Source organism: Propioniciclava sp. (genome assembly GCF_047602245.1).
In the GTDB taxonomy this organism is placed as follows: Bacteria; Actinomycetota; Actinomycetes; order Propionibacteriales; family Propionibacteriaceae; genus Propioniciclava.
In genome coordinates, this window is the sequence record NZ_JASGHT010000001.1 from 1,951,073 (window position 1) to 1,974,199 (window position 23,127).

At 69.2% G+C, this 23,127-nt stretch carries 20 protein-coding genes and 2 tRNA genes; 10 read left to right on the plus strand and 12 right to left on the minus strand.

What is annotated here, in order from left to right:
• Positions 1-556 precede the first annotated feature (556 nt).
• The gene (locus QM708_RS09275) at positions 557-1,288 is read left to right on the plus strand and encodes a class I SAM-dependent methyltransferase (RefSeq protein ID WP_415107211.1); all 732 of its coding nucleotides are present in this window, start codon (positions 557-559) and stop codon (positions 1,286-1,288) included.
• 231 nt (positions 1,289-1,519) lie between these two features.
• On the opposite strand, the gene QM708_RS09280 is transcribed toward QM708_RS09275, so the two are convergent.
• The 8 genes from QM708_RS09280 to helR form a co-directional block, all read right to left on the minus strand.
• The gene (locus QM708_RS09280; protein WP_415107214.1) at positions 1,520-1,684 is read right to left on the minus strand and encodes a zinc transporter permease; all 165 of its coding nucleotides are present in this window, start codon (positions 1,682-1,684) and stop codon (positions 1,520-1,522) included.
• A 20-nt stretch (positions 1,685-1,704) separates the two neighbouring features.
• A complete protein-coding gene (locus QM708_RS09285; protein ID WP_415107216.1) occupies positions 1,705-2,013 on the minus strand; it encodes an ArsR/SmtB family transcription factor in 309 nt (102 codons plus the stop codon).
• Positions 2,014-2,309: 296 nt separating this feature from the next.
• Positions 2,310-4,541, minus strand: coding sequence for a catalase/peroxidase HPI (gene katG, locus QM708_RS09290; RefSeq protein WP_415107219.1), 2,232 nt, complete (start codon positions 4,539-4,541; stop codon positions 2,310-2,312).
• A 71-nt stretch (positions 4,542-4,612) separates the two neighbouring features.
• Positions 4,613-5,065, minus strand: coding sequence for a Fur family transcriptional regulator (locus QM708_RS09295; RefSeq protein ID WP_415107222.1), 453 nt, complete (start codon positions 5,063-5,065; stop codon positions 4,613-4,615).
• A gap of 107 nt (positions 5,066-5,172) precedes the next feature.
• Positions 5,173-6,003, minus strand: coding sequence for a DUF4253 domain-containing protein (locus QM708_RS09300; protein ID WP_415107225.1), 831 nt, complete (start codon positions 6,001-6,003; stop codon positions 5,173-5,175).
• Between the two features lie 217 nt (positions 6,004-6,220).
• Positions 6,221-7,438, minus strand: a complete 1,218-nt coding sequence (locus QM708_RS09305; RefSeq protein WP_415107228.1) for an MFS transporter — start codon at positions 7,436-7,438, stop codon at positions 6,221-6,223.
• A gap of 9 nt (positions 7,439-7,447) precedes the next feature.
• Complete coding sequence (locus QM708_RS09310) at positions 7,448-8,419, minus strand: NAD(P)H-quinone oxidoreductase (RefSeq protein WP_415107231.1); 972 nt, start codon at positions 8,417-8,419, stop codon at positions 7,448-7,450.
• Between the two features lie 58 nt (positions 8,420-8,477).
• Positions 8,478-10,733: an RNA polymerase recycling motor ATPase HelR gene (helR, locus tag QM708_RS09315; RefSeq protein ID WP_415107233.1), complete on the minus strand. Its 2,256-nt coding sequence runs from the start codon at positions 10,731-10,733 to the stop codon at positions 8,478-8,480.
• Between the two features lie 184 nt (positions 10,734-10,917).
• On the opposite strand from helR, the gene QM708_RS09320 reads away from it, so the two are divergent.
• Both QM708_RS09320 and QM708_RS09325 read left to right on the plus strand, forming a co-directional pair.
• Positions 10,918-11,002 (plus strand) — tRNA-Ser (locus tag QM708_RS09320).
• 1 nt (position 11,003) lies between these two features.
• Positions 11,004-11,453 carry a hypothetical protein gene (locus QM708_RS09325; RefSeq protein WP_415107236.1) on the plus strand — a complete coding sequence of 150 codons (450 nt, stop codon included), beginning with the start codon at positions 11,004-11,006 and terminating at the stop codon, positions 11,451-11,453.
• A 12-nt stretch (positions 11,454-11,465) separates the two neighbouring features.
• Here the strand turns inward: QM708_RS09325 and QM708_RS09330 are convergent, their stop codons facing one another.
• Entirely contained in the window at positions 11,466-12,749 is a 1,284-nt protein-coding gene (locus QM708_RS09330) for an LCP family protein (RefSeq protein ID WP_415107238.1), read from the minus strand.
• A gap of 95 nt (positions 12,750-12,844) precedes the next feature.
• Here QM708_RS09330 and QM708_RS09335 point away from each other — a divergent pair, with 95 nt between their 5' ends.
• Positions 12,845-13,045, plus strand: a complete 201-nt coding sequence (locus tag QM708_RS09335; protein ID WP_415107241.1) for a hypothetical protein — start codon at positions 12,845-12,847, stop codon at positions 13,043-13,045.
• Between the two features lie 122 nt (positions 13,046-13,167).
• Positions 13,168-13,260, plus strand: a tRNA-Ser gene (locus QM708_RS09340).
• Between the two features lie 172 nt (positions 13,261-13,432).
• Here the strand turns inward: QM708_RS09340 and QM708_RS09345 are convergent.
• Positions 13,433-14,590 (minus strand): hypothetical protein, encoded by a 1,158-nt coding sequence (locus QM708_RS09345; RefSeq protein ID WP_415107244.1) that lies wholly within the window; start codon positions 14,588-14,590, stop codon positions 13,433-13,435.
• Between the two features lie 817 nt (positions 14,591-15,407).
• Between QM708_RS09345 and QM708_RS09350 the strand changes: the two genes are divergently transcribed.
• On the plus strand, positions 15,408-15,662 hold the full coding sequence (locus QM708_RS09350) for a FitA-like ribbon-helix-helix domain-containing protein (protein ID WP_415107247.1): 255 nt from the start codon (positions 15,408-15,410) through the stop codon (positions 15,660-15,662).
• A gap of 503 nt (positions 15,663-16,165) precedes the next feature.
• Here the strand turns inward: QM708_RS09350 and QM708_RS09355 are convergent.
• Positions 16,166-16,645, minus strand: coding sequence for an aminoacyl-tRNA deacylase (locus QM708_RS09355; protein WP_415107250.1), 480 nt, complete (start codon positions 16,643-16,645; stop codon positions 16,166-16,168).
• A gap of 47 nt (positions 16,646-16,692) precedes the next feature.
• Here QM708_RS09355 and QM708_RS09360 point away from each other — a divergent pair, with 47 nt between their 5' ends.
• Positions 16,693-19,197, plus strand: coding sequence for a DUF4185 domain-containing protein (locus QM708_RS09360; protein ID WP_415107253.1), 2,505 nt, complete (start codon positions 16,693-16,695; stop codon positions 19,195-19,197).
• 10 nt (positions 19,198-19,207) lie between these two features.
• Positions 19,208-19,570: a hypothetical protein gene (locus tag QM708_RS09365; protein WP_415107256.1), complete on the plus strand. Its 363-nt coding sequence runs from the start codon at positions 19,208-19,210 to the stop codon at positions 19,568-19,570.
• Between the two features lie 317 nt (positions 19,571-19,887).
• On the opposite strand, the gene QM708_RS09370 is transcribed toward QM708_RS09365, so the two are convergent.
• Complete coding sequence (locus QM708_RS09370) at positions 19,888-21,102, minus strand: globin domain-containing protein (protein WP_415107259.1); 1,215 nt, start codon at positions 21,100-21,102, stop codon at positions 19,888-19,890.
• Between the two features lie 234 nt (positions 21,103-21,336).
• Between QM708_RS09370 and QM708_RS09375 the strand changes: the two genes are divergently transcribed.
• Both QM708_RS09375 and QM708_RS09380 read left to right on the plus strand, forming a co-directional pair.
• Positions 21,337-22,026 (plus strand): GntR family transcriptional regulator, encoded by a 690-nt coding sequence (locus QM708_RS09375; RefSeq protein WP_415107262.1) that lies wholly within the window; start codon positions 21,337-21,339, stop codon positions 22,024-22,026.
• Between the two features lie 64 nt (positions 22,027-22,090).
• On the plus strand, positions 22,091-23,065 hold the full coding sequence (locus tag QM708_RS09380) for a tripartite tricarboxylate transporter substrate binding protein (protein ID WP_415107264.1): 975 nt from the start codon (positions 22,091-22,093) through the stop codon (positions 23,063-23,065).
• Positions 23,066-23,127 lie beyond the last annotated feature (62 nt).

Genomic DNA, 23,127 nt, shown 5'->3' on the forward strand with positions numbered 1-23,127 from the left:
CCGCATGCCGGAGGTGTTCTGTGTTTTCGTCGGGGGAGAGATGCCTGGCCGGGCCTCGGGACCGTGAGCGGTTCCGAGGTCTACGGCCGGAGCGTCGCCCAGGCTTACGAGGTGGTGCGGCGGCTCGGCGTGGTTGCCGGATCCGCGCTGCTGGGGTGGTGTGCTGAGTCGCCGAAGATATCCCACCTGTCGAATGCGAACGACGGCACTGCTGTGCCGGAGTCGCTGGCGCCGGGATGGCGGCGGTGGGTGTTCTCGAACACGTCGCGTTCGGTGAGTCGCCCGAAGTTGGGCTTGCGTGTGGTCGGAATGGCGGGGGTGCCGGGGCGCGCTTCCGGGGTTGGGCTGAGAAGTGGTCGCTATGGGGTGCTCTGGCTGGGTCGATAGCGACCATTGCTGAGCCCTAGGGGCGAAAGCGCTGCGCTGGGCGCCTGGGAACGACCATTCGTGAGCCCTAGTGTCCCGGTGGGCGATCCTGCGGGCTCGAGCGTGAGGTTCCGTCACGGTTCGGCGGTCGGTGATGCAAAACCATCCGGTTTAGTTGAGAATGAGTCGCATGAGCGATGTTGTGGACGGCTATGCGGCGACGGCGAGTGCCTACGACCTGTACGCGGCGGCATCGCGGCCCCTGCAGGTCGCGGCGATCGAGCAGCTGATTCCGCTGCTCCGGCCGGAGCGTGGCCCGATCCTGGATGTCGGTGCCGGGTCGGGCGCGAACGTGGCGCTGCTGCTCGAGCGGCTGCCCGCGGCGCGTGTGTGCGCGCTGGAGCCGAGCCCGGCCATGCGGTCGCTGATCCTCGGACGGCTCGCGGCGCACCCGGAATGGTTTCACCGGGTCAGCGTGCGGCCGGAGGACTTCTTCTTCGCACCGCTCCCCGATCGCATCGGGGGCGCGCTGCTGCTCGGCGTGATTGGGCACTTCGACCCTCAGGAGAGGGCCGCCGTCATCGCCGAACTGGCTCGGCGGCTGCCTCGTGGCGGTGCCGCGTTACTCGACCTGCAGGACCCGCAGCGACCCGAGGTCGTCCCGGCTTACGAGTTCGCGGTCGCGACCATCGGTGATCTGAGCTATCGCGGCATCGCGGAGGCCTGGCCGGTTGGCGGCGAACGGATGCGTTGGCGGATGACCTACCTCACCCTGGAGGGCGAGCGTGTCCTCACCGAAGCCACCACCGAGCATGACTATCACCACCCTGGCCCCGAGGTGCTGGTCGCGGAAGCGGCACAGGTCGGCCTGCGCGCCGAAAGGGTGGGTGTGGGCACGCACTGGTTGCTGATTCGTCCGTGAGGTGACGCCGCGGGTGTGCTGGGTGGGCACCCGCGGCGTCACCTCACGCGGACTCGGATTCTTCGTCGAAGTCTCCGGTCCTGGAGTGGGGTGTTGGCGTCCGGCGTCGCGCCTGGACGAAGACTGGTGTCATGCGCCCGGCCGAGGCGTGCGTGCGGCGGGCCGGGGCTCGTCCACGGTGGGTGGAGTGATCCCGGACGTGGCCGGACCCGTGCGCGCGGTGGGCGAGGCTCAGTGCTCGTCGTAGTGGTCGCCGTGGGCGGCGTGCTTGTGGCCGTCGTGCACGTAGTCCACGTGGTCACCGTGCTGGACGGCCTCGTGGCCGCACTCGTTGCCGTGGGTGTGATCCGCGGTGGTGTGCTCGGCGGTCTTGTGGTCGGTGGTGGTGTCGGTCATGGTGTGCCCCTTTGTGATGGTTACTCATCGGCGCCCGCGGGTGCGGGCTCCAGGACGTGGGCCAGGGCATCGGCGATCACGTGCGTGACGTGACCGTCGGCGAGTTCGTAGATCACCTCTTTCCCTCGCCGCTGCGAGCTGACCAGGCCGGCCTGGCGCAGCGTCCGCAAATGCTGGGACACCAATGGCTGCGACAGTCCCGTCGCCTCCACCAGCGCGCTCACCGTGCGGGGTTCCCGCTCGATGATGCGCAGCAGTCCCAGTCGGGACTCGCTGCCCAGCACCTTGAACAGCTGTGCCGCTTCGGCCAGTCCTGGCTCCGCGTCCATGGCTCTACTCCATCACACATATAAACAAATTGCAATACATCAATGTGGGGCGTCCTTCGTGACCCCCTCCCAGACTTCCACCGAGCAGGGGTCCACGTCACGCCGCGCCACCAGGGGCGGTAGCGAGAAAGGGGGCCTCACCATGATGGTGGAGCCCCCTCCTGTGGAGTGGTCGCCGGTTTCCGAGAAGCGTGCTGCCCGCAGGTGCGCGAGGAGCGCGCCCAGACTGTCCCGGATCGGGTCCACCGGAGGGGTGCTGCCCGCAGGTGCGGGGAGCACCCCTCCGGAGCGGCCGGTCAGCGGACGTCGAAGCGGTCCAGATCGGCGACCTTCGTCCAGGCGGCGACGAAGTCGGTCACGAACTTGTCCGCGGCATCGTCGCTGGCGTACACCTCGGCGAGGGCGCGCAGCTCGGAGTTCGAGCCGAACACCAGATCCGCGCGGGTGCCGGTCCACTTGCGCTCGCCGGTGGCCTCGTCGAAGCCCTCGAACGTGCGCGACTCCTCGTCGAGGGCGCGCCACTGGGTGTTCAGGTCCAGCAGGTTCACGAAGAAGTCGTTGGTCAGCACGCCTGGGCGCTCGGTGAGGACGCCGTGCGCGGAGCCGTCCCAGTTGGCGCCCAGCACGCGCAGGCCACCGACCAGCACGGTCATCTCGGGCGCCGACAAGGTGAGCAGGTTGGCCCGGTCCACCAGCAGATGCTCGGCCGGCATGCCGAGCGCACGGTCCGACTCGTAGTTGCGGAAGCCGTCCGCGGCCGGGTTCAGGTACTCGAACGACGCGACGTCGGTCTGCTCCTGCGAGGCGTCCGTACGGCCCGGGGTGAACGGAATGTGCACCTCATGGCCCGCGGCGCGCGCGGCCTGCTTCACCCCGGCGTTGCCGGCGATGATCACCAGATCGGCGATCGAGACCTGCTTGCCGCCGGACGCGGTGGCGTTGAACTCGCCCTGGATCCGCTCCAGCACCTCCAGCACGCCGGCCAGCTGGGCCGGACGGTTCACCTCCCAGCTGCGCTGCGGCTCCAGCCGGATCCGGCCGCCGTTCGCGCCGCCCCGCTTGTCGCTGCCACGGAAGGACGCCGCCGCGGCCCACGCCGCCGACACCAGCGCGGTCACGCTGAGGCCGGACTCGGCGATGCGCTGCTCCAGCAGTGCCACGTCCGCTTCGTCGATCAGCTCGTACGTGCGCGCCGGGATCGGGTCCTGCCACAGCAGATCCTCCGCGGGAACCTCGGGGCCGAGGTAGCGCGACTTCGGGCCCAGGTCGCGGTGGGTCAGCTTGAACCAGGCGCGACGGTAGGCCTCGGTGAACGCGGCCTGGTCGCTGCGGAAGCGCAGCGAGATCTGCCGGTAGATCGGGTCCTCGCGCAGCGACAGGTCGGTGGTGAGCATTCGCGGCTCGCGGCGGGTCTCGCCCTGGGCCATCGGCACCATGTCGGAGCCGCCGCCGTCCTTGGGACGCCAGTGGAAGTGGCCGCCCTCGCCGGTGACGCACTCCCATTCGTAGCCGAACAGGATGTGGAAGAACTCGTTGTCCCAGCGGGTCGGGTGGTAGGTCCAGGTGACCTCCAGGCCCGAGCCGATGGTGTCGTTGCCGTGACCGGTGCCGTGGCCCGACTTCCAGCCCAGGCCCATCTGCTCCATCGGGGCGGCCTCGGGATCGGCGCCGACATGGTCGCCCTCGGGTGCCGCGCCATGCGTCTTGCCGAAGGTGTGGCCGCCGGCGATCAGCGCCACGGTCTCCTCGTCGTCCATCGCCATCCGCGAGAAGGTCTCGCGGATCTGGCGTGCGGCCGCGAGCGGGTTCGGGTTGCCGCCCGGACCCTCGGGGTTGGCGTAGATCAGGCCCATCATGGTGGCGCCGAGCGGCTTGGCCAGCCCGGTGCTGCCCAGGCGCTGGTCGTCGCCCAGCCAGGTCTTCTCCGAGCCCCAGTACACGTCGTCGTCCGGCTCCCACACGTCGGGGCGTCCGCCGGCGAAACCGAAGGTGGGCATGCCCATCTCTTCGTGCGCGACGTTGCCGGCCAGGATCATCAGGTCGCCCCAGCTGAGCGCCTGGCCGTACTTCTTCTTCACCGGCCACAGCAGGCGGCGGGCCTTGTCGAGGCCGACGTTGTCCGGCCAGCTGTTCAGCGGCGCGAACCGCTGCTGGCCGGTGCCGCCGCCACCGCGTCCGTCGAAGACGCGGTAGGTGCCGGCGCTGTGCCAGGCCATCCGGATCATCAGCGGGCCGTAATGACCGAAATCGGCCGGCCACCACGGCTGCGACTCGGTGAGCAGCGCCGCGATGTCGCGCTTCACGGTGTCCAGGTCGAGGCTCTCGAAGGCTGCGCGGTAGTCGAAGTCGCCGCCGAGCGGATTGGCGACGTCGGGGTTCTTGGCCAGGATCTTCAGGTTGAGGCGGTCAGGCCACCAGTCGATATTGCGGGTTCCCCCCACGGGCGTGCTCGTTCCCCCCGCGGGAACAGGGGTCGTGGTCTTCACCACGACGAGATGGTCGATCGGGCACTTGGCTGCGTCGGTCACGGCAGTCTCCCTTTCAGGGTCGATGCGTATGGAGTTGTGGCGGGGGTGAGAATCGTGGGCCGCGCGGGCGGTCAAGCCGGGCTCGGCTCGGCATCGCAATCGCGACAGATGCCGCGGAAGGTCAAGGACGCCTCGATGATCCGCATGCCGTGGGTGTCGCTGGGTGTCAGGCAGGGGGCGCGCCCCTCGGCGCACTCGACGTCCTCGATCCGGTGGCACACCACGCACTGGACGTGGTGGTGGTTGTCGAGTCGTTCCACCTCATAGCGCGCGCCGCCCGAATCGGGCAGTTCGACGCGACGCAGGATCCCGCACTCGCTCAGGTCTTGGACGATGTTGTGCACCGACTGCACCGATAGCGACGGCAGGTCGCCGGCCAGCGCGGTGTGCACCTCGGACGCCGAACTGTGCGGATGCGCGCGCACGTGGATGATGGTCGCCACACGCCCCGCGGTGACCCGCAGGCCGCGGCTGTGCAGCAGCGCGGCGCATTCCTCGGGCGAGGGGGTGGCGGGAACGGGCATGCCGCCACCATAGCCCTTAATTTGAGTCATTCAAATTACGAACGTGAAGTGTTGGCGATAGTCGCACGGTCAGTGCGGACGCCGGATCCGGTCAGGGTTGTCGCTGCTCAGTCCCACCAGAAATACCAGGTGTCGTGGATGGCCACCTCGGCGAGGGCGTCCAGGTCGTCGACACCCTGGTCGATGGCGTCGGGGCAGAACGCGTACCACTCGCGGGCGAGCAGTTCGGCCTGCGCGGGGTCGGTCGGTGGCGTGGCGACCGTCACGAGAAGGGTGTCGGACTCCATGTTGGTGACCACCATGCCGAACCGGTCCTCCCAGGAACGCAGCACGGCGGTGACGTCGCCGCCGGTCAGTTCGTAGTTGCCGGCGCCCACCCAGCCGAGCTGGGCGGCGACGTCGGCCGGACGCGTGACCGGTACGAGGACCAGTGCCGTGACCTGGTCCGGGGTGGGCAGCGTCACGGCACCCCCGTCGAAGGTGCCCTGGGCGAGGCCGGCGAAGGTGTAGCGCCAGGCGTCCGCGGGATCGTCGGGTGGGTAGATCTCGGTGGTCCACAGTCCGGCACGCAGCACGTCCTCGACCGGGCGGATGGTGAAATCCGGGCCGTCGAATTCACGCTCCAGCCAGCGGTGCACTTCCGTGGTGGTGAACAGATGGCCGACCACGGGCCACAGGCCGGTGGCCGGGAAGTCGGCGACCAGCCGCGCCCACAGGGCGCGCAGGTCCTTGCCGCGGGCCAACCACGCGATCGGTTCGTCACCCTGTTCGGCGAACACGAACTCACCGGCGGGGAGCCCCTCCGGCAGGGCGCCGAGGTTTCCAGGTCGCGAGGCACGCGGGATGACGGTCACACTCGCCGGCACCGTGGGTCGCTCGCGCGGGGCGTCCGGTTCGTCGTCGCGACGGCGTCCACGGAACAGGTCGAAGAATCCCATGCGCTCACACTACGGGCCGCCCGGGTGTTGGTTCGGGGGTCGGGGTTCATCTGGGGACGGGGGCGAGAGTAAATCACTGCGCCCGATTCCGGAGGGCCCGTGAAAACATCAGTCCGAGTGTGTTTTTCCGGAGCTGTCGCGGAATGAGTGCAGTGATTTACTCTCGAAGGCGCCGAGACCGGCGCGTCGCCCCGGGGTGTGTGCGCGAGGCGAGGGCTCAGGCGGCCGTCACCAGGCGGGCGCGGGCCCGGCGGACGCCGACGGCGCCGGCCTTCATCGCGCCCCAGCCCAGCCCGGCCAGGACGAGCCCGATCACGCCGGCGGCGACGAAGCCCGCCTGCCAGCCGAACGAGTCCATCAGGACGCCCACCATCGGCGGGGCCATCGCGTTGCCGACCGTCGAACAGGTGCCCGACCAGCCGAAGGCCTCGCCCCGGTTGATCTCGGGAACCTGTTCGCCCAGGCGCTCGGTGAGCGCGGACAGGCTGGGGGCGCAGAAGAATCCGGCCACCGCCATCAGCGCGGCCAGCAGCCACGGGGTGCTGCCGAGGGCGCCCGCGATCGTGGTGATCGCCAGCGCGAGCAGCAGCGCGGTGATGCCGAAGGTGCGCTGCTGTAGCACCCCGTAGAGCAGGCCCCCGATCAGCGAGCCCGCGCCCCACACGCCGAGGATGATCGCCAGCCAGTTGTTGGCGTCCATGGTGCGGGTCGCGGCGACGATCGCCAGGTCGGTGCCGCCCAGGATGAACGACACCGCGACGGTGCCCATGAAGGTCATCAACACCGGGCCGCTCAGCCACGCGCGCATGCCACGCGGGCGGTCGCCGGACGCCTCGGCGTCCGGCTGGGCGGTATCGGAGGCGAGCTGCGGGTTGCGCCACATCAGCACTGCCGCCGCGGTGATGGAGAGCAGGGCGAGGACGGTGAGGGTCCAGCCCGAGTGCCACGACACGGCCGCGACGATGCCGACCGCCGGGCCGATGATGAACGCCATCTCGGTGACCACCGAGTCCAGCGCGATCGCGGCGCGGCGCTGCCCTAGTGGCGCGGCCGCCAGCACCATCTGCCGAGTCAGCGAGAACCACGGCACGGACATCAGCCCGACAGCGCCCATCGCGACCAACAGCCAGGTGTAGGGCAGGAACGGTGCCGCCAGGAAGGCCGGCGGCAGCAACAGCAGGCTGGGCAGCAGGGTGCGGCGCAGGCCGATGCGGTCGAGCATCCGCCCGCGCATCGGCGAGGCCAGCGCGGTCGCCAGGGTGAAGACCGCCGTCAGGACGCCGGCGCTCGCGTACGACTGCCCGAGTTCGCCGACCACGTGCAGGGTGAGCACGACCGCGGCGCCGAACCACGGAGCCTTGCCCAGCATGCCCAGCACCACGGCCTGCCGGATGCCCGGCAGCCGCCAAAGATCGGAGTAAGCAGAAAATTTCACCGAATAATCTTAGAAGGTCAGGATGATTTTGCCTGCATTGGCTCCACTCGTGAGATGTTCGTGTGCCGCACGGACGTCCTCAACGGGGAAGCGGGTCTCGCGGACCACCCTGATCGCACCCGAAGCGAGCAGCGGCCAGACCGTCTCGGCGACCCGCGCCACGATCGCCGCCTTCTCCTCAACCGGGCGGAACCGCAGTGAGGTCGCGGTCACCGTGGCGTTCTTGCTGAGCAGTACGTTCAGGTTGAGTTCACCCTTGATGCCGCCCTGCATCCCGATCACCACCAGCCGGCCGCGGCGGGCCAGCGACCTCACGTTGGCGTCCAGATACTTGGCGCCCATCACGTCGAGGATGACGTCGACGCCCCGGCCGCCGGTCGCCTCCTTGAGCTGGGCGACCCAGTCGTCGTGATAGTCGAGCGCGATGTCGGCGCCGAGCTCGCGGCACAGATCGAGCTTCTCGGCCGAGCCGGCGGTGGTCGCCACCCGGCAGCCGAGCCCTTTCGCGTACTGGATCGCGAACGACCCGATCCCGCCGGCGCCGCCGTGGGTGAGCAGCGTCTCGCCGGGGGCGAGGTGGACGTGGTCCATATTCGACACCACGGTCGCGGCCACCTCGATCAACCCCGCCGCGGTGACCAGGTCGACGCCCTCGGGCGGCCTGATCACCTGCCCGGCCGGCAACGCGACCAGTTCGGCGTAGCCGCCTCCGGCCAGCAGGGCGACCGCCGGATCGCCGGCCTTCCAGCCCTGGACGCCTTCGCCGACCGCCTCGATGTGGCCGGACACCTCGAGCCCGATGATCTCCGACGTGCCCCGCGGCGGCGGGTAGTGCCCCTGGCGCTGCAGAATGTCGGCGCGGTTCACGCCCGCGGCGACGGTGCGCAGCAGCAACTCTCCCGGCCCCGCGACCGGGGCCTCGACGTCGGCGATCTGGAGGACCTCAGGTCCGCCCGGTTCAGTGGCGATAACGGCGCGCATGCTCTCACCTTAAGAGGGCTGCCCGGTGTTTGTCCGGACGCCGTGTCCGCGCGGATGCTCACGACGACAGGATCACCAGCCGCTGAGTCGCTCGCGTCATCGCCACGTAGCGATCGACCGCCGCGGCCACGCCCGATCCCCAGGAGCCGGGATCGACGAGGACGACCAGGTCGAACTCCAGCCCCTTCGCCTGCTCGGGCGCCAGCCAGGACACCCGGTCGCCATCCGTCCCGGACGGCGGGATCGCCGCAACGGCGGTCTCCTGCTCGGGCATCGCGTCCGGTCGGCGCGCCCTGGCCAGGAGCTCGGGCGTGCCGATGACGCAGGCCACGCCTTCGTCGTGCTCGGCCAACCACGACGACAGGACGGCGTCCAACTCGCCGATCGCGCCGTAGCGCACCGGTTCGCGGGTGCTGCGGACCGAGACCGGCACGCCGGCGTCCGGGAGCACCGCGCGAATGACGGGAGCGGCGGCGTCCATCACCTCGGCGGGGGTGCGGTAGTTGATCGTCAGCGTGGATTGGCGGATCGTGCCGAAGCCCACCCTCCTCAGGCGTTCGGTCCATGATTCGGCGAACCCGGCGCGGGCTTGGGCGCGGTCGCCGACCACCGTGACGCTGCGGGAGGGGCAACGGCGCAGCAGCATCTGCCATTGGGCGTCGGTGAGTTCCTGGGCTTCGTCGACGATGAGGTGCGCGAACGGTCCCGCCAGCGGATCGGCGTCCGCGTCGGGCAGGGCGTCGTCGTGCACGAGCGCGTCGCGGATGCTGTCGCAGTGGAGCAGGTCCAATCCCGACTCGGGGTCGTCGTCGGCGGCCAGGATGTCTTCGACCACGGCGTCCATGTAGGCCCGGTCGGCGGCCTCCTCGGCGCGCCGGCGGCGGTTGCGCGCGGACGCCTCGGGGTCGCCGAGCCGGTACCGCAGGGCGTCCAGCACCGGAAGGTCGGCCACCGTCCACGGTGACCCTTCCGGACGCCGCAGCGCCCGCACCTGGTCGGGCGTCAGCCACGGCGCGCAGCGGCGCAGATAGGCAGGCACGGCCCACAGGTCGCTGACCAGGTCGGACGCCTCCAGCAGCGGCCACGCCCGCCGGAAGGTGCGGCGCAACGCGGCGTCGCGGACGAGCGCATGACGGAACTCGTCTGCGGTGATGCCGTCGTCGTGCTGGTCGGCGAGCAGGTCGAGCAGGGCCTCCCAGACCTCGTCGCGGGCCTCGTTGTGCGGGGTGTTCGGGCCTGCGGACGCGAACGCCTCGGCCCAGATGTCCGCGCTGACCAGCACCTCGCCGGCGGCGGTCTCGAGTTCCAGGTCGTCGGTAGGTGGTTCCTCGTACAGCGCCACCGCGGGGCCGGCGGCCGCCGCCATCCGGGCGTCCCCCTTCAGCGCGGCCACTTCTGGATCGGGTTCCTCGATCGCGCTCGCCCCCTCGGGCAGCAGGTCGCGCAGCGTGCAGGTCCGCACCCCCTCCTCGCCGAGGGAGGGCAGCACGTCGGCGGTGTAGGCGAGATAGGGCTGGTGCGGCCCGACCACCAGGACGCTGCCCCGGCCCGCCCGCAGCCGCGGGTCGGCATACAGCAGGTAGGCCGCGCGATGCAGCGCGACCACGGTTTTCCCGGTGCCCGGACCGCCGTCCACCACGAGTGCGCCGCGCGCGTCCGCCCGGATGATCGCGTCCTGATCGGCCTGGATCGTCGCCAGCACATCGCGCATCCGCGGCGTCCGTGCGTCGCCGAGGCTGGCGATGAACGCCGACTGATCGTCCAGGGTGACCGTGGAGGAAAGCGCGGCCCGTGGAGGTGTCGCGCCCGGCGAGTCCTGGTCCGCGTCGAAACCGGTCCCGTCCAGCGCGAACACCTCGTCCCAATAGTCGACGACCCGGCCGCCCGACCAGCGGTAGCGCCGGCGGCTGGCCAGGCCGTGCGGGTGGGCGTGGGTGGCCGCGAAGAAGGGCGCGGACGCCGGTGCGCGCCAATCCACCAGCAGTGGTTCGCCGCCGTCGGGATCGGCCAGCCCGAGGCGTCCGACGTAGAGGGGACGCCCGGGATCGCCGGCGGGCACCATCCGGCCGAGGCAGGCGTCCACGCCGAAGCGGCGCAGCAGCCGCAGCCGCGCCGAGAGGCGGTGGATGTTCAGGTCGCGTTCCAGGGCACGGGTGCCGCGGCCCGCCGGAGCCGTGCGCAGGGCGTCCCGTTGCCTGCTTAGTTCGGCGATCTGCGCCTTCAGCGCGTCCGCGACCCGGGCCAGATGATGCTCGTCGGGGCCGATCAGGGCCGGATCCGCCTTGGCCGGATGCCGGGGAACGGTGATGATCATGACGTGACGCTCCTTGCCAGTGCGGTGATGAGGTCCGCACGGCCACTGATTGTGCGCTCCATGGGGGGCCTTGCGGCAAGCCCCCGGTTGGGTTATAGCTTGGTAATAGCAGGGGAGCGCTGGTCGTCGCAGGCGAGCGTCGCCGCGCGAGCGTCCGCTGTGCTGGTTAGGATGGGCGCACTCGGGCGAGATCGCATAGTGGCCGAGTGCAGCCGCCTTGAAAGCGGCCGAGGGGAGACCCTCCGTGGGTTCGAATCCCACTCTCGCCGCGTGGCTGCCGATGTGTTCGTGATGACCCCCCGCCCGCCGGTGCGGGCCCTCGCCCTCGCCGCCGTGTTCGCGATCGGGGGTGCGGCGCTGATCGTCGCCCCCACGCCGGGAGTGTGGCGCACCATCTTCGCCATCCTGGGCGGACTGGTGCTCCTGGTCGCCGTCCTGCTGGGGTTGCTCGCCTTCGCCATGCCCCGCCGGCAACGGGTGACCGTCTCCCTGGACGACGCGGGCTACCGCGTGGACGGGCCGAGCGGCGTCCGGGTCGGCACGTGGGCGAGCGTGACGCGGGTGACCGCCGTTCCCGGACGCCTCACGCTGCACCAGGGTGACAACGAGCGGATCCATCTGGTTTCACCGGGCGGTCCCACCCTTCAGATGGACGCCCTGGGTGAGGCCATCTCACGTCGCCTCGACGCGAACCGCGGCTACACGAGGTTCGAGGGCTAACCCCCCGGCCGGCTACGGGATGACCGGGTTGTAGGCGCATTCGTCGACGATCGCGGGCGTCTCGCTCGGGTTCCCGGAGGGGGCCGGCCCGGAGGAGGGATCGGCGGCCGACGTCGGGTCCGCGGAGGGCGAGTCCGGCGGCTGCGGGAGTCCGGGATCGGTCGGCTCGGTCACCGGAGGCGGGTCGATGGCGTCCCGGACGCGCTGGCGGACCAGATCCCAGTCCGGGTGCGCGGTGTAGAAGCCGTCCTTGTCGTTCTCGAACGACACCGAGCTCATCGTGCCGTCCTTGACCTTCAGCGCGAGGGTCAGCATGGCCGACAGGCGGCTGGAGGGCATATCGGTCGCGACGATGTTGCGTCCCGCCTTGGTGAGCGCCTCATAGTTGGCGGCGACCCTGGTCGGATCGGCTTGGCGGACGACCGCCTGGATCACGCATCGCTGGCGCGCCATCCGGTGGTAGTCGTCGGTCTTGTACCGCCCGCGCGCGAACCAGAGCGCGTCGAAGCCGTTGAGATGCTGGTCGGGCCCAGGCGGGAGCCAGCGGTCCGGCGGCACCGCGGGGGAGCCGCCGCTGGCGTTCTTGCCGCCCACCGGGACGGGCTGGCTGATATTGACGGTGATCCCGCCGAGGGCATCGATCATTTCGACGAAGCCCTCCAGGTTGACCATCGCGTAGTAGTCGACTTTCAGGCCGAGGGCCTCGCCGACGGCGAGTTTGAGCGCTTCGGCGCCGGGGTCCTCGATCTCGGGGCCGAACGCCTCGGGCGCCAGCACGGGCACGCTGTCGTAGATCGCGTTGAGGAAGTAGCTGTCGCGATCCCTGCTGGACCCGCTGGTGAACCCGCGCGGCCACCGCTTCTCCAGCGCTGACCCGGGCGGGAACGGCATGCGTTCGGTCTGACGGGGGAGGCTGAACAGCAGGGTGTTGCCGGTCTTGGTGTCGATGGACGCCAGCATGACGGTGTCGGTTCGGTTGCCCGTCCGGTCTGCGCCGGCATCGCCGCCGAGGACGAGCACATTGAGCCGCGCCTTGTGGGCCCACGGGTTGAAGACAGTGCCGTAAGGGTTGTCTTCGCCGGCGCCGCCGCCGTTGAGGACGCCGCTGATCAACTGGGTCGTGTCGTACAGGGTGCGCGCCCCCGCGAAGGTGGGGGCGGCGACGACGAGGGCGAGGGCGCCGATCAGCACCGACCCGAGGGCCCGCTGCCACGCGCGGGCGGGGGTGGGGCGTAGCGCGAGATGCGTGGCCGCGATGCTGACCACCCACGCCAGGCCGTAGACCGTGATCGCCACCCAGGCGACGTTCGAGCACGCCCGGCATCCCGACGAGCGTGAACAGCAGGGTGGGGGCGGCCAGGGCGGTGATGCCGACGGCGAGAATGACGAGGATGGTCAGGGCGAGCAAGGCCACGCCCAACGGACGCCAGCGCGTGCGCGTCAACCCGAGCCCGGGGATCAAGGTTCCGGCGACGGCCCAGCCGAGGGATGCGGGAAAGCTCCCCTCCCGCACCGGACGCCGCGGGCGCCCCCGGCGCTGGGATGGCTCATCGGGCAGCGAGCGGCGCGCGATGTCGGCGCCGGACGAGTAGCCGTCCGAGTCCTGCTGTGTGGCCATCGCCCTCCCGTCAAGTAACCACACCGAGCATACCCGCGGCTCGTACCCGGCTTTTGCCCGTCGGCACATCGGGCGATAGGCTGTGTTCTCGGTTGAGGAGGTGTCGCCTAGTCAGGTCTATGGCGCCCGCCTGCTAAGCGGGTTTGGGGGTTAACCCCATCGTGGGTTCAAATCCCACCACCTCCGCCACTGACTACGGGAAATGCTGCCCAGGAGCTCGTGCTCCTCGGCAGCGTTTTCTGCGTTCACAAGGCCCGTGGTCTCAGTTTTGGTCTCAGTTGTCTTTTTCGGTGCTGCTCGACGGTTCCCAGAGAAGCCCACCGACCTTCAGGAGGCGCGAGCTATGAGCGCCTCGATCGAGTCACTCCTTGAGGCTGGGCCGGACTGCGATGTCGTAGACGAAGAGGCGAAGGCTTGGGTCTACGTCCTTGAGTGACGGCAGGGTGTCGAGCTCGTCCCGGGCTCCCGTCTGGAGTTCGTATCGGGAGAACACCATCGGCGCGGCGTCAGACCCGCCGCCGTCGAGCACGTAGAGATGATCCTTCGTGAACTGGAAGTTCAACCAGTAAGCAGTCATGGGATTCGGGCTCGTGGTCTGAAGAGTGAAGCGCTCTGTTGTCTCACCCGTCTTAAGATCGGTCATGAAGACCCGGCCGTCCCTCACCACCCACCAGAGCTCACCGTCGCGGACGATGCTCCTTGCCGGAGGAATGTTCTCAGTTGGCTGGTCGGGCCTGACGGCGCTGTCGACGACGATCGGGGTCGTCGAGCGCTGACCGGTGGCGATGTCCCAGGTATGCAGGATGACCTCACGGGAAGGATCATCACTGGCCACGGAACGGCTGGCACGCAACTGACCGAACGTGTAGAGCTTCCCATCGGCGCAGTAGGCCGGAGCTCCTCCTGAAGTCACGACACCCTCAGTCGTCGCAACGCCGAGCAGTCTGTCCTCTGGCGTAGCGGGTTCGGGATACAGCTGTATCAGAGCATTGGTCGTGCTGTTCTCGCTGCCAGGATCAAATCCCATCGCGGCTGCCTGAGGGGCCAGGGAGGTGTACTGGAGTTCGCTCACGCCTACCACCACATCGCCGCATTGACCCACGGACGAGTACCAACCATCAGCATCCCAGGATTCGACACCGGACGTATCGCCAGCGGTCACCTGCTGCATGTATACCTGGCCGGTGTCGCCGCCGTTATACAACGAGATGAACCCATCACCGTATGCATACCGGGCAGTCTCGGAACTGATGGGAGAGCCTCCCCGGAGATCAGCGCTCATGCCCGAGCCATCGATAGCAAACTCCTCGTCTGGCCCACCCATGTACAACGTATCGCCTGCCCATGCAAGCAACGACCCCTGGAGCATTCCAGCATCAACACGTCTGGTACTGCCGTCATCGGAAACCAAGAGCACATACCCGCCGTGTTTCTCGCCCTGAGAGTGGACTGCCTGTGTGCTCAATCGCACCGCCAGCACGGTATCGTCAGTGACGAACGAACCGGTCTCCTCGGCCAATGGAACCCGACTCGTAGCACAACCAGACAACGGCACAACCACCGCTAGCATCAGCGCCCCGATAGACCACGCTCTGCGCATACGAACAACTCCTTTTCTTGGGAAAATCAATATCCTGATTGATCGTTCATCAGTTGATTCGCCAACCTCATGGGAACGACCGCCGCGCGGCCGTCGGAGCGACGTTAGTACGGAGACCCGGCACGAGTGCCAGGCGGACATGCCGAACGTTGGATAGACCGAGCCGCTGAAGCCCTTAGTGAAGTGGAAATGTCCCCGATCGGGCTCCACTGCCTCACCGGATTCCGCATTTGGACGATCTTGTACGGAACAGTTTCACGCTATGCCCACGAACAGGGCATCGTCAAATGGATATGCGCTCCGTGGCCTTGCGCGAGACGTTGTCACCGCGTGTGTTGCAGCATGCGTGCGGACGAAGTTGGGTGCGCCAGGAGGGGGCGTGTGCTCCGTTGCCTGGATTCGTTGGTGAGGGTTGTTCGGGCCAGGGTTTGGATGCCGGAAATGTCACACGAATCGTCGCTCGGGCGCTTCGCCGAGACGATTTGTGTGACATTCCCGGCACTCTGCGCCATGGTCCGCTTCGGGGGTGCAGCGATCCGAACCTTCTCGAAGAGGGGGCAAGAGACTCCCACATGCGGTTCCGGTTCTCGTCGACGAAGAACAACTAGCCATGGTTCCCCTGTTGGGGTGCCTGTTCGGGGGGAGGTGGTTCATTCTCGGACTTGTAACCATGATCGCCGCTCGCTCCTTCCTGGCGCCCGGCTATTGTCAGCGTGGGTGGAAGAGGAGGTGTCAGATGGTGACGATCACGGTGCGCGGTTTGGATGCACAGGTGCATGAGGCGCTTCAGCGGAGGGCACGCAGGCATGGCCGGTCGATGGAGGCGGAAGTTCGGCAGATCCTCGCCGATCAGGTGAGGGGTGATGTGGCGGTCCCGAACGCGCTGATCGAATTTCACGTCGCCATGCGCGAGGACCCCGTTGATCTTGAGTTCCCCGAGCGCACGGTTGAGCCGCCCCGGGCGACCGCGGCCCTGCTGTCGACGCCATGATCGCCGCGATCTGCAGAACCAATGGCCTCACGCTCGCGCCGCGCGACTTCGACGGTTGTGGCATCGACCTCATCGACCCCTGGGAGTGATCTCGTCGGTTGGCCGGGGCGTCACACCGCGTTGGGCTAAGAAGTGGTCGTTCTCAGGCGGGTTGCCGACCCGGAGTGAGGGTTGGGCCAAGATGTGGTCGTATTCCAGGGCGCGTGGCCGGTTCATAACGACCACACCTTGGCCCTTCCTTCTTCACCCCCTTGGCACGCGCCGATCACCCGTCTGAGAACGACCACATCTTGGTCCCGCATTCGCAGAAGCTGAAACCCTGGCGGGAGGGGCAGAGCGGGGCACAGATTGGGCCCCGCCCAGCGCCCTTGAGGCTCAGGTCGAGCACGGGCGTTTGTTGTGTGGACGTCGTGGGGCAAAGCGATCCTTGGCAAGCGCATCCGAGGCCCAGGTCGAGCGCGGGAGTGCGCTGTCGGTGCTCCTTAGGGAGAGGCCGGTGCTCGTCAGGGAGGATCGGTGACGTCGGCGACTCTCGCTTCGAGGGCGGCCAGGGCGGCGTCCGCATCGAGAGCCAAGGCGACGCCGTGGGCGCCTCCGCCCAGCGAGATCCGGCGGCCGGTGATCGAGGCGTCCGCGACGACCGGCCAGGCATGAGAGGCGCCGAACGGGGTGATCGTTCCACGCTCATAGCCGGTGACGGCGAGTGCAGTGGCGGCGTCCGGCATCGACAGGCGCGAAACGTCCAGCAGTGCGCGCAGCTTCGGCCAGCTGAACTCACGGTCGCCGGGAACGAGGACGAACAGGTAGTCGTCCTCCCCGCGCCTGACCACGATGGTCTTCACCAGATCGCGCGGTTCGATGCCGCGAAGAGCGGCCGCTTCGGCCAGCGATGACACCCGCCCATGCCGGGTCACCTCGTGGTCGAGACCGAGTGCGACCACGGCGTCGATCGCGGGCGTGCTGGTGGGCTGGTCAACGGTCATTCCGCGACCCTACGTCGTTGGTGTGCTGCGGCAGTAGGGTGCGGCGCATGGACGACAAAGGCGTGACACCGGTGCTCGGACCGTCGTCGCTGGTGCAGGGGATCGCACCCAGCGCGCCCGGCGTCCGTGGGCTCGCCGCTCCCACACAACTGGACGCGGTGCTGCTCGGCGCGGACGGTTCCGGGCTGTGGCATTACCGTCGCGCCCAGGATCGTCCCGATCGCGACTGGCGTCGCGGCGAATTGATCAGTCCGGACGCCGTCGGCCCCGGCGCGATCGTGGCCCGGGCGAAGGGGTGCGACGTGTTCGTTCCCGAGCCCGGGGGCGTCGCGCACTATCGCGCGGCCAACGCGACCTCGTTGCGCTGGGAGTCGCTGGGCATCCCACTTCCCGGTCGTGCCGTCTCGGCGACCGTCGCGGGCGGCGTCCTCATTGTGGCGGCTACGGTCGATGATGCCGTGGAGATCTGGGTTCACCGGCACGGTTGGTGCCGCGAGAGCCGTCTTCCTGATGCTGACGCTGCGGCGCTGGCGTCCGAGGGCAACCGGTGGGCGATGGTCATGCGCCAGGACGGCCGGTGGTGGTTCCCTTCCCCGGTGGGTGATGAGCGGTTGCTGCTGGCCGGTGGCCCGACCGGACTGCCGGCTGAAGGTGGTGGCGACGGGCCTCGTGGCCCGGCCCCTGAGAATCGCGAGGAATCAGCGAGACCCGGGGCTGCGGCAGCGATTGCTCCGATGAGCGGCGGCTGGCTGATCGCCCTTGCGGACGCCGACCGCGTCGACACCTGGACCGTCCTGCCCGGTCGCGAACCCACCCCGGACCGGCCGCTCACCTGGGGTGCGGGCATCATCCGCGGCCTCGCGCTGGCGCCCTCAAGTCTTCGCTCACCGGAACTGTTCCCGGGACGGCAGGCGCTGGGGCGGGAGTCGGCCGCCTCGTCGGGGAAACGGGCTCCGATCGTGCCGCGCTGGCGTCGCCCGGGTGCGGCGACCGGCGACGCGCGAGTGGCGGCGGATGCGTCCGCGCTGGTGGCCGCGGGCGGTTGGCTCCAGGCGCTGACCGACGAGGACGGCTCGGTCTTCCACCATCACCGGCAGGACGATCGGTCTCGGCGGCGAGGCCGGCAGCGACCGGAACGGGACGATGGCACCTCACGCCTGCTCGGGGCGTCCTGGTGGCCGTGGCCGCGTGGCCGGGACGGTCGCGCGCCGACCACGGGGCCGTCGTTCCAGGACGATGATCGTCCGCGGTGGATGCGGCACTCCTGCGTCCGGCTCGACGATCGCCACTTCACCGTCGATCCGGTCGATTCGCACAAGCTCGCTCAGGTCTCGGGCGATGTCGACACCCAGCCGACCCTCGACGGCGGCCTGCGCCCGACGCTGAGCCGGTCCGCGTCGACCGCAGGCGTGCGCGGCACCGATCTCGGCGTCCGCGTCGACCATCGTGGTGCGTCCTATCTGCTCTTTGGTGATTCGCACTGGCGGCGGCGTCCGTGGCTGGTCACCCGCGACGCGATCGCGCGCCTCACCCCCGACGGCCCGATTCCGGGACTGCCCGGCGTCCGGTTTCATGGGGCGCCGCTGCAGATCGACGGGCTCGGCGTGACGATGCGCGAATACGACGTGCCGCTGGACGCCTTCAGCACCGGCGGTGACTTCTTCCTGCTCGCCACCTCGAACCACTTCGCCCGCTTCCAGACGATGGGGCGCTCGGTGCTCGCCCGCGCCGCCGACCCGCGCCTGCCGATCGAGTCGGCCTCGCGGCGTCCGCTGCGGTTCACCGCGCTGTGCACCCTCTCGGGCCGTCTGTTCATCAACGTCTCCGCCCAGCGGTTCCCGGCCTCGCGCATTCCTGGTTGGGGCGGCGATCACGACGTCATCCTGTTGTTCGGTACGGACGCCTACCGCGCCGGCAACCTGCGCCTGGCCGTCCTCGACCCGAGGCGTCCCGGCGTGGCGGACGCCCTCGCCTCGCCCGGCCCGATCTCGCGCGAGGCGCTCGGCCTGCGCTATTGGGCGGGCATGGACGCCGTTCCGCTTCGGCCGGACGGTGCGGGTGATCTCTCGGCGGCGGCCGACCGGTGCCCGGGCGGCGGGGTTCCGGTGTGGTCCGAGCGTGAAGAAGACGCCCGTCCGCTGCTGCATCCGGGGGCGTTCGGGGAGATTTCGGTGCGCTGGGTGGCCGGGATCGAGCGGTTCTTGCTGCTGGCGGGCAGTGGTCCGGAGGATCCGATCGGCCCGTCCGTCACGCTGCGCACCTCGCCGACGCCGTGGGGTCCGTGGACGCCGCGGCATCGTCTGCTCGACTGGGTGGCGCGGGGGATGTCGCACCACGACCCGTCGGAGCGATTCATCAAGGCACATGGTGACGGCGATCCGGTGGGGGACCGTGTCTTCACACTTCAAGCCCGCTCGACCGGCGCGGGGTACGCGCCCTATCTGTTCGATGCCACCCCTGCTGGTGACCACCTCGTCCTGCGCTACACGTTGTCGACGTGGAACCCCTACCAGGTGGTCCTGCTCGAGCATCGATTGGCGTGTGCTCGGTAGAGTCGGTGAGGTGGATCGTCCTCTCAGCAGCAGAGAACAGCAGGTCCTTGTGGCCATGATCGACCATGCCGGCGCATTCGACGACCAGGCGACGCCCACTGCCGCCGCCCGAAGCGGCTGGCGTGCCCGCGTGCCCGGTCTCAGGGTCGATGGCGTCTGCGGATGCGGGACGTGCCCGAGCATCTCGCTTGCTGACCGATCGGCCCCTGCTCCGGACGCCGCCGAGGGCCGGGTGGTGCTGATGGCCGGGCTCACGGACGCTCTGGTGCTGTTGTTCATCGATAGAGGCGTGCCGAGCTACCTGGAACTCGCCCCCCACGATGACGAGATCGTCTATCCCGAGTTCCCGGACCCCACCACGCTCTCCTTCTGACTCGGCGCGGGCTTCCCGCAGGTGCGGTCTGGTGCTGCATTACCTGCCTGTCAGGGTACGAACTGCGACACCAGACTGCACAAGGTGGTCATCTGGGCCCGGCGATGGCGTGACATCCCGGGCGAGCAGAAGCCGAGTGCTCCTTAACTGCCGGAAACGTCACCCACAACGAAGGTGAGTGTCCGTCTGGCGAGGATTTGTGTGACGTTTCCGGCGCGGCGGCGTCGTGAGCCGGGTGAGTCGGGGACGCTGAATCTGGTGGCGGGACGGCGACGGTCCGCCACCAGGGTGGCCTGGCGACGGACCGTCCTCCTACCTCAGCCGTTGTCGGGGTTCTGCGCCCACATGTCGGGGCCGAACACCTCGTAGCGGATCCGCTCGGGGTTCACGCCGCGGGCCAGCAACTGCTTGCGGGCCGCGTACATGAACGGCAGCGGGCCGCACATGAACACGATCGGGTTCTCGGGCAGTTCGACGTCGGAGAGATCCATCAGGCCCGAGCGGGCCGGGTGCAGGGTCGGCGCCTGCTCGGCGCCCTCCTCGTACCAGTTCTGGGCGCGGGCGTCCGCCATGGACAGCACTTGGCGGCGCAGCGACGGGTAGAACGTGTGCGTGTCGTGGCTGTGGTCGGCGTGGAACAGCCGGACGGTGCGGTTCGGTTGGCGGCGCGACAGGTCCTCCAGGATCGCCGCGACCGGGGTGATGCCGATGCCCGCCGAGATCAGCACGATCGGGTCGTCGCTGTCTTCGAGGACCAGGTCGCCGCACGGCTGCGACAATTCCAGGATCGTGCCCGGCTGGGCGTTGTCGCCGAGCCAGTTCGACACCTGGCCGTCCGGGGCGCCATTGACGCCCTTCACCCGCTTGATCGTGACCCGCAAGGCATCCCCACGCGGCCCGGACGAGATGGTGTACTGCCGCGGCTGGCGCGAGCCGTCGGGCAGGTTGACCGCGATCGCCACGTATTGGCCGGTCGCGTGCCGCGGGGTCTCGCCTTCGACGGGGGCGAGCACGAGGCTGAAGATGTCGTCGCTCTCCTCGAAGCGCTCCACCACGCGGTACTGGCGCCACGGGGCGTCCGGGTCGGTGCCGCCGAGCGCGTACAGCTTGGCCTCCTCGGCGATCAGCGCGCAGCCGAACAGCCAGTACACCTCGTCCCAGGCGGCGGCGACCTCAGGGGTGACCGCCTCGCCCAGCACGGTGCCGACCGCCTTCATCAGGTGGTGGCCGACGATGGTGTACTCCTGCGCCCTGATGCCGAGCGACACATGCTTGTGTGCGATGCGCTGCATGACGGGGGTGAAGTCGGGCGCGTCCGGGTCGATCAGGTTGACCGCGTAGGCCACCACGGACGCCGCCAGCGCCTTGGGCTGCTCGCCGACCGCCTGGTTGGCCTTGTTGAACACCCGCATCAGTTCGGGATGGGCCGCGAACATGTCGGGGTAGAACGTGCGGGTGATGGTCTCGGCGTTCGCGGCCACCACGGCGGCGGTGGCTTTGACGATGGCCTCGGAGGCGGGGGACAGCTTCACATGGGCTCCTAGATCGGGCGTACGACAGCGGTGTCGAAGAGGTCGGATCGCGCCACACTAGCGGCCCGAACCCGCCCTACAGGCCATTAATTACGCGCGGATATGGACAAATAATTCCTCGGACGCCCCAGGCGGCCGGGCCGAGACATCACGCAAACCCTTGACCGGCGGATGCTGCCGTCTTAGCCTTCCGTTATCCGTCGACCGTTAACGGTGAACGAAGAGGTTCACAGCATGCCGATCCATCCCGTCGCCCAGGAACAGCTGGGGGAGCGCGTCGCCCGTCAGCTGCGACGCATGATCGTCACGGGCGAGCTCGCCCGGGGCACGGTGATCGTCGCCGACGATCTCGCCGCCGAGTTCGGCACCAGCCGCGGCCCGGTGCGGGACGCCGTCCGCACCCTGATCGGCGAGGGGCTGATCGACAGCAAGGGCCGGCGGGCGGTGATCCGCGGCCTGCGCCCTCACGACGTCGACGAGTTGTACAGCTTGCGGCACCTGCTCGAATCGACCGCGCTGCATCGCTCGATGGACAACGACCTGCCCGGCCTGACCGCCGCCCTGAAGGCGTCCCTGGACGACATGCGCCGGGCGGTGGAGACGGGCGGGCACGAGGCCTTCACGGTCGCCGACGCCGACTTCCACAGCCAGTTCTTCGTGTTCAGCCGCCACCGCAGGATCACCACCATCTGGAACCAGTACCGCGCCAGCGTCGAAACGATCCTGCTGGTGTCCCGGATCACCTGGCAGGACGTCCAGCCGTCGTTCGAGCGGCACGTCCTGCTCCACGACCTGATCGCGAGCGGCGACCATGACGCCGTCGACCGCGAACTCACCGCTCATCTCGAGGATGCCCGCCAGCGCGTGCGTCACTCGCTCGACGACGCGGTGTTCGAAACGGACGCCGTCGCGGCGTCCGCCTGAAGACCACCCCACCGAGGAATCCCACGCGTGACAACGCACAAACAACTCACAAAGGAGTGACATGATGAAGAAGCGATTCGCCACGGTCGTCGGCTTCGTGGCCGTCGGCGCGCTCGCGGTCGGCTGTTCGGGCGGCCCGTCCGGTGGTCCTGCGGGCGGGGACGCCAAGTTCCCGGCCAAGGACATCACCATGATCGTGCCCTACCAGGCCGGCGGTGCCTCCGACCTGGCCGCCCGCACCCTCGCCAGCGAGATGGAGCCCACGCTGGGCGTCTCCATCGTCGTCGAGAACCGCACCGGCGGCGCCGGATCGGTCGGCCTGGGTGCCCTCGCCAGCGCGAAGAACGACGGTTACACCATCGGCTACATGCCGGTGGAGACGGTGATGCTGTCCCACAACGGCTACGACATCGACCCGGCCAAGTACGCCTACCTCGGCCAGATCGTGGGCGTCCCGGCCACGGTCGCGGTGCCGGCCAACTCCAAGTACCAGACCCTCGACGAGCTGCTCGCCGACGCCAAGGCCAACCCCGACACCATCACGGTCGGCAACTCCGGCGCCGGCTCGATCTGGGAGGCCGCCACCATCGCCCTGGGCAAGGCGGCCGGCACCAGCTTCCGTCCGGTTCCCTTCGACGGGGGCGCCCCCGCGGTGACCGCCGCCATCGGCAACCAGATCAACGCGGTCGTCGCCGGCCCGTCGGAGACCTCCCAAGCGCACAAGGACGGCCAGCTCCGCATCCTGGCCGTGCTGGCCGACGATCCGATCGCCTCGCTGCCGGAGGTGAAGACCGCCAAGGCTCAGGGCGTCGACCTCTCCATCGGTGGATGGGGTCTGGTGGGCGGGCCCAAGGGCATGCCTGAGGCCGTGGTCACGGTGTACGACGAGGCCGTCAAGAAGGCGGTGGCCTCGGACAAGTACTCCGATGTCATCACCAAGGCCGGCAACCTTCCCGAGTGGCACAGCGCGGCGGACTCCGAGGCGTTCGTGACCAGCGAAGCAGCCCGGTTCGGCGACCTGCTGTCCTCCCTGCGCTAGACCTGCGGGGCCTGGCGGGATCACCGTCCCGCCGGGCCCTTCCGGTCGGCGTCCCTTCCTAC

What these genes read in the sequence shown, in the direction of transcription:
- QM708_RS09275 (WP_415107211.1), top strand. Translation starts at nt 557, where the DNA reads ATGAGCGATGTTGTGGACGGCTATGCGGCGACGGCGAGTGCCTACGAC.
- QM708_RS09280 (WP_415107214.1), bottom strand. Translation starts at nt 1,684, where the DNA reads ATGACCGACACCACCACCGACCACAAGACCGCCGAGCACACCACCGCG.
- QM708_RS09285 (WP_415107216.1), bottom strand. Translation starts at nt 2,013, where the DNA reads ATGGACGCGGAGCCAGGACTGGCCGAAGCGGCACAGCTGTTCAAGGTG.
- QM708_RS09295 (WP_415107222.1), bottom strand. Translation starts at nt 5,065, where the DNA reads ATGCCCGTTCCCGCCACCCCCTCGCCCGAGGAATGCGCCGCGCTGCTG.
- QM708_RS09300 (WP_415107225.1), bottom strand. Translation starts at nt 6,003, where the DNA reads ATGGGATTCTTCGACCTGTTCCGTGGACGCCGTCGCGACGACGAACCG.
- QM708_RS09310 (WP_415107231.1), bottom strand. Translation starts at nt 8,419, where the DNA reads ATGCGCGCCGTTATCGCCACTGAACCGGGCGGACCTGAGGTCCTCCAG.
- helR (WP_415107233.1), bottom strand. Translation starts at nt 10,733, where the DNA reads ATGATCATCACCGTTCCCCGGCATCCGGCCAAGGCGGATCCGGCCCTG.
- QM708_RS09335 (WP_415107241.1), top strand. Translation starts at nt 12,845, where the DNA reads ATGGTCAGGGCGAGCAAGGCCACGCCCAACGGACGCCAGCGCGTGCGC.
- QM708_RS09350 (WP_415107247.1), top strand. Translation starts at nt 15,408, where the DNA reads ATGGTGACGATCACGGTGCGCGGTTTGGATGCACAGGTGCATGAGGCG.
- QM708_RS09355 (WP_415107250.1), bottom strand. Translation starts at nt 16,645, where the DNA reads ATGACCGTTGACCAGCCCACCAGCACGCCCGCGATCGACGCCGTGGTC.
- QM708_RS09360 (WP_415107253.1), top strand. Translation starts at nt 16,693, where the DNA reads ATGGACGACAAAGGCGTGACACCGGTGCTCGGACCGTCGTCGCTGGTG.
- QM708_RS09375 (WP_415107262.1), top strand. Translation starts at nt 21,337, where the DNA reads ATGCCGATCCATCCCGTCGCCCAGGAACAGCTGGGGGAGCGCGTCGCC.
- QM708_RS09380 (WP_415107264.1), top strand. Translation starts at nt 22,091, where the DNA reads ATGAAGAAGCGATTCGCCACGGTCGTCGGCTTCGTGGCCGTCGGCGCG.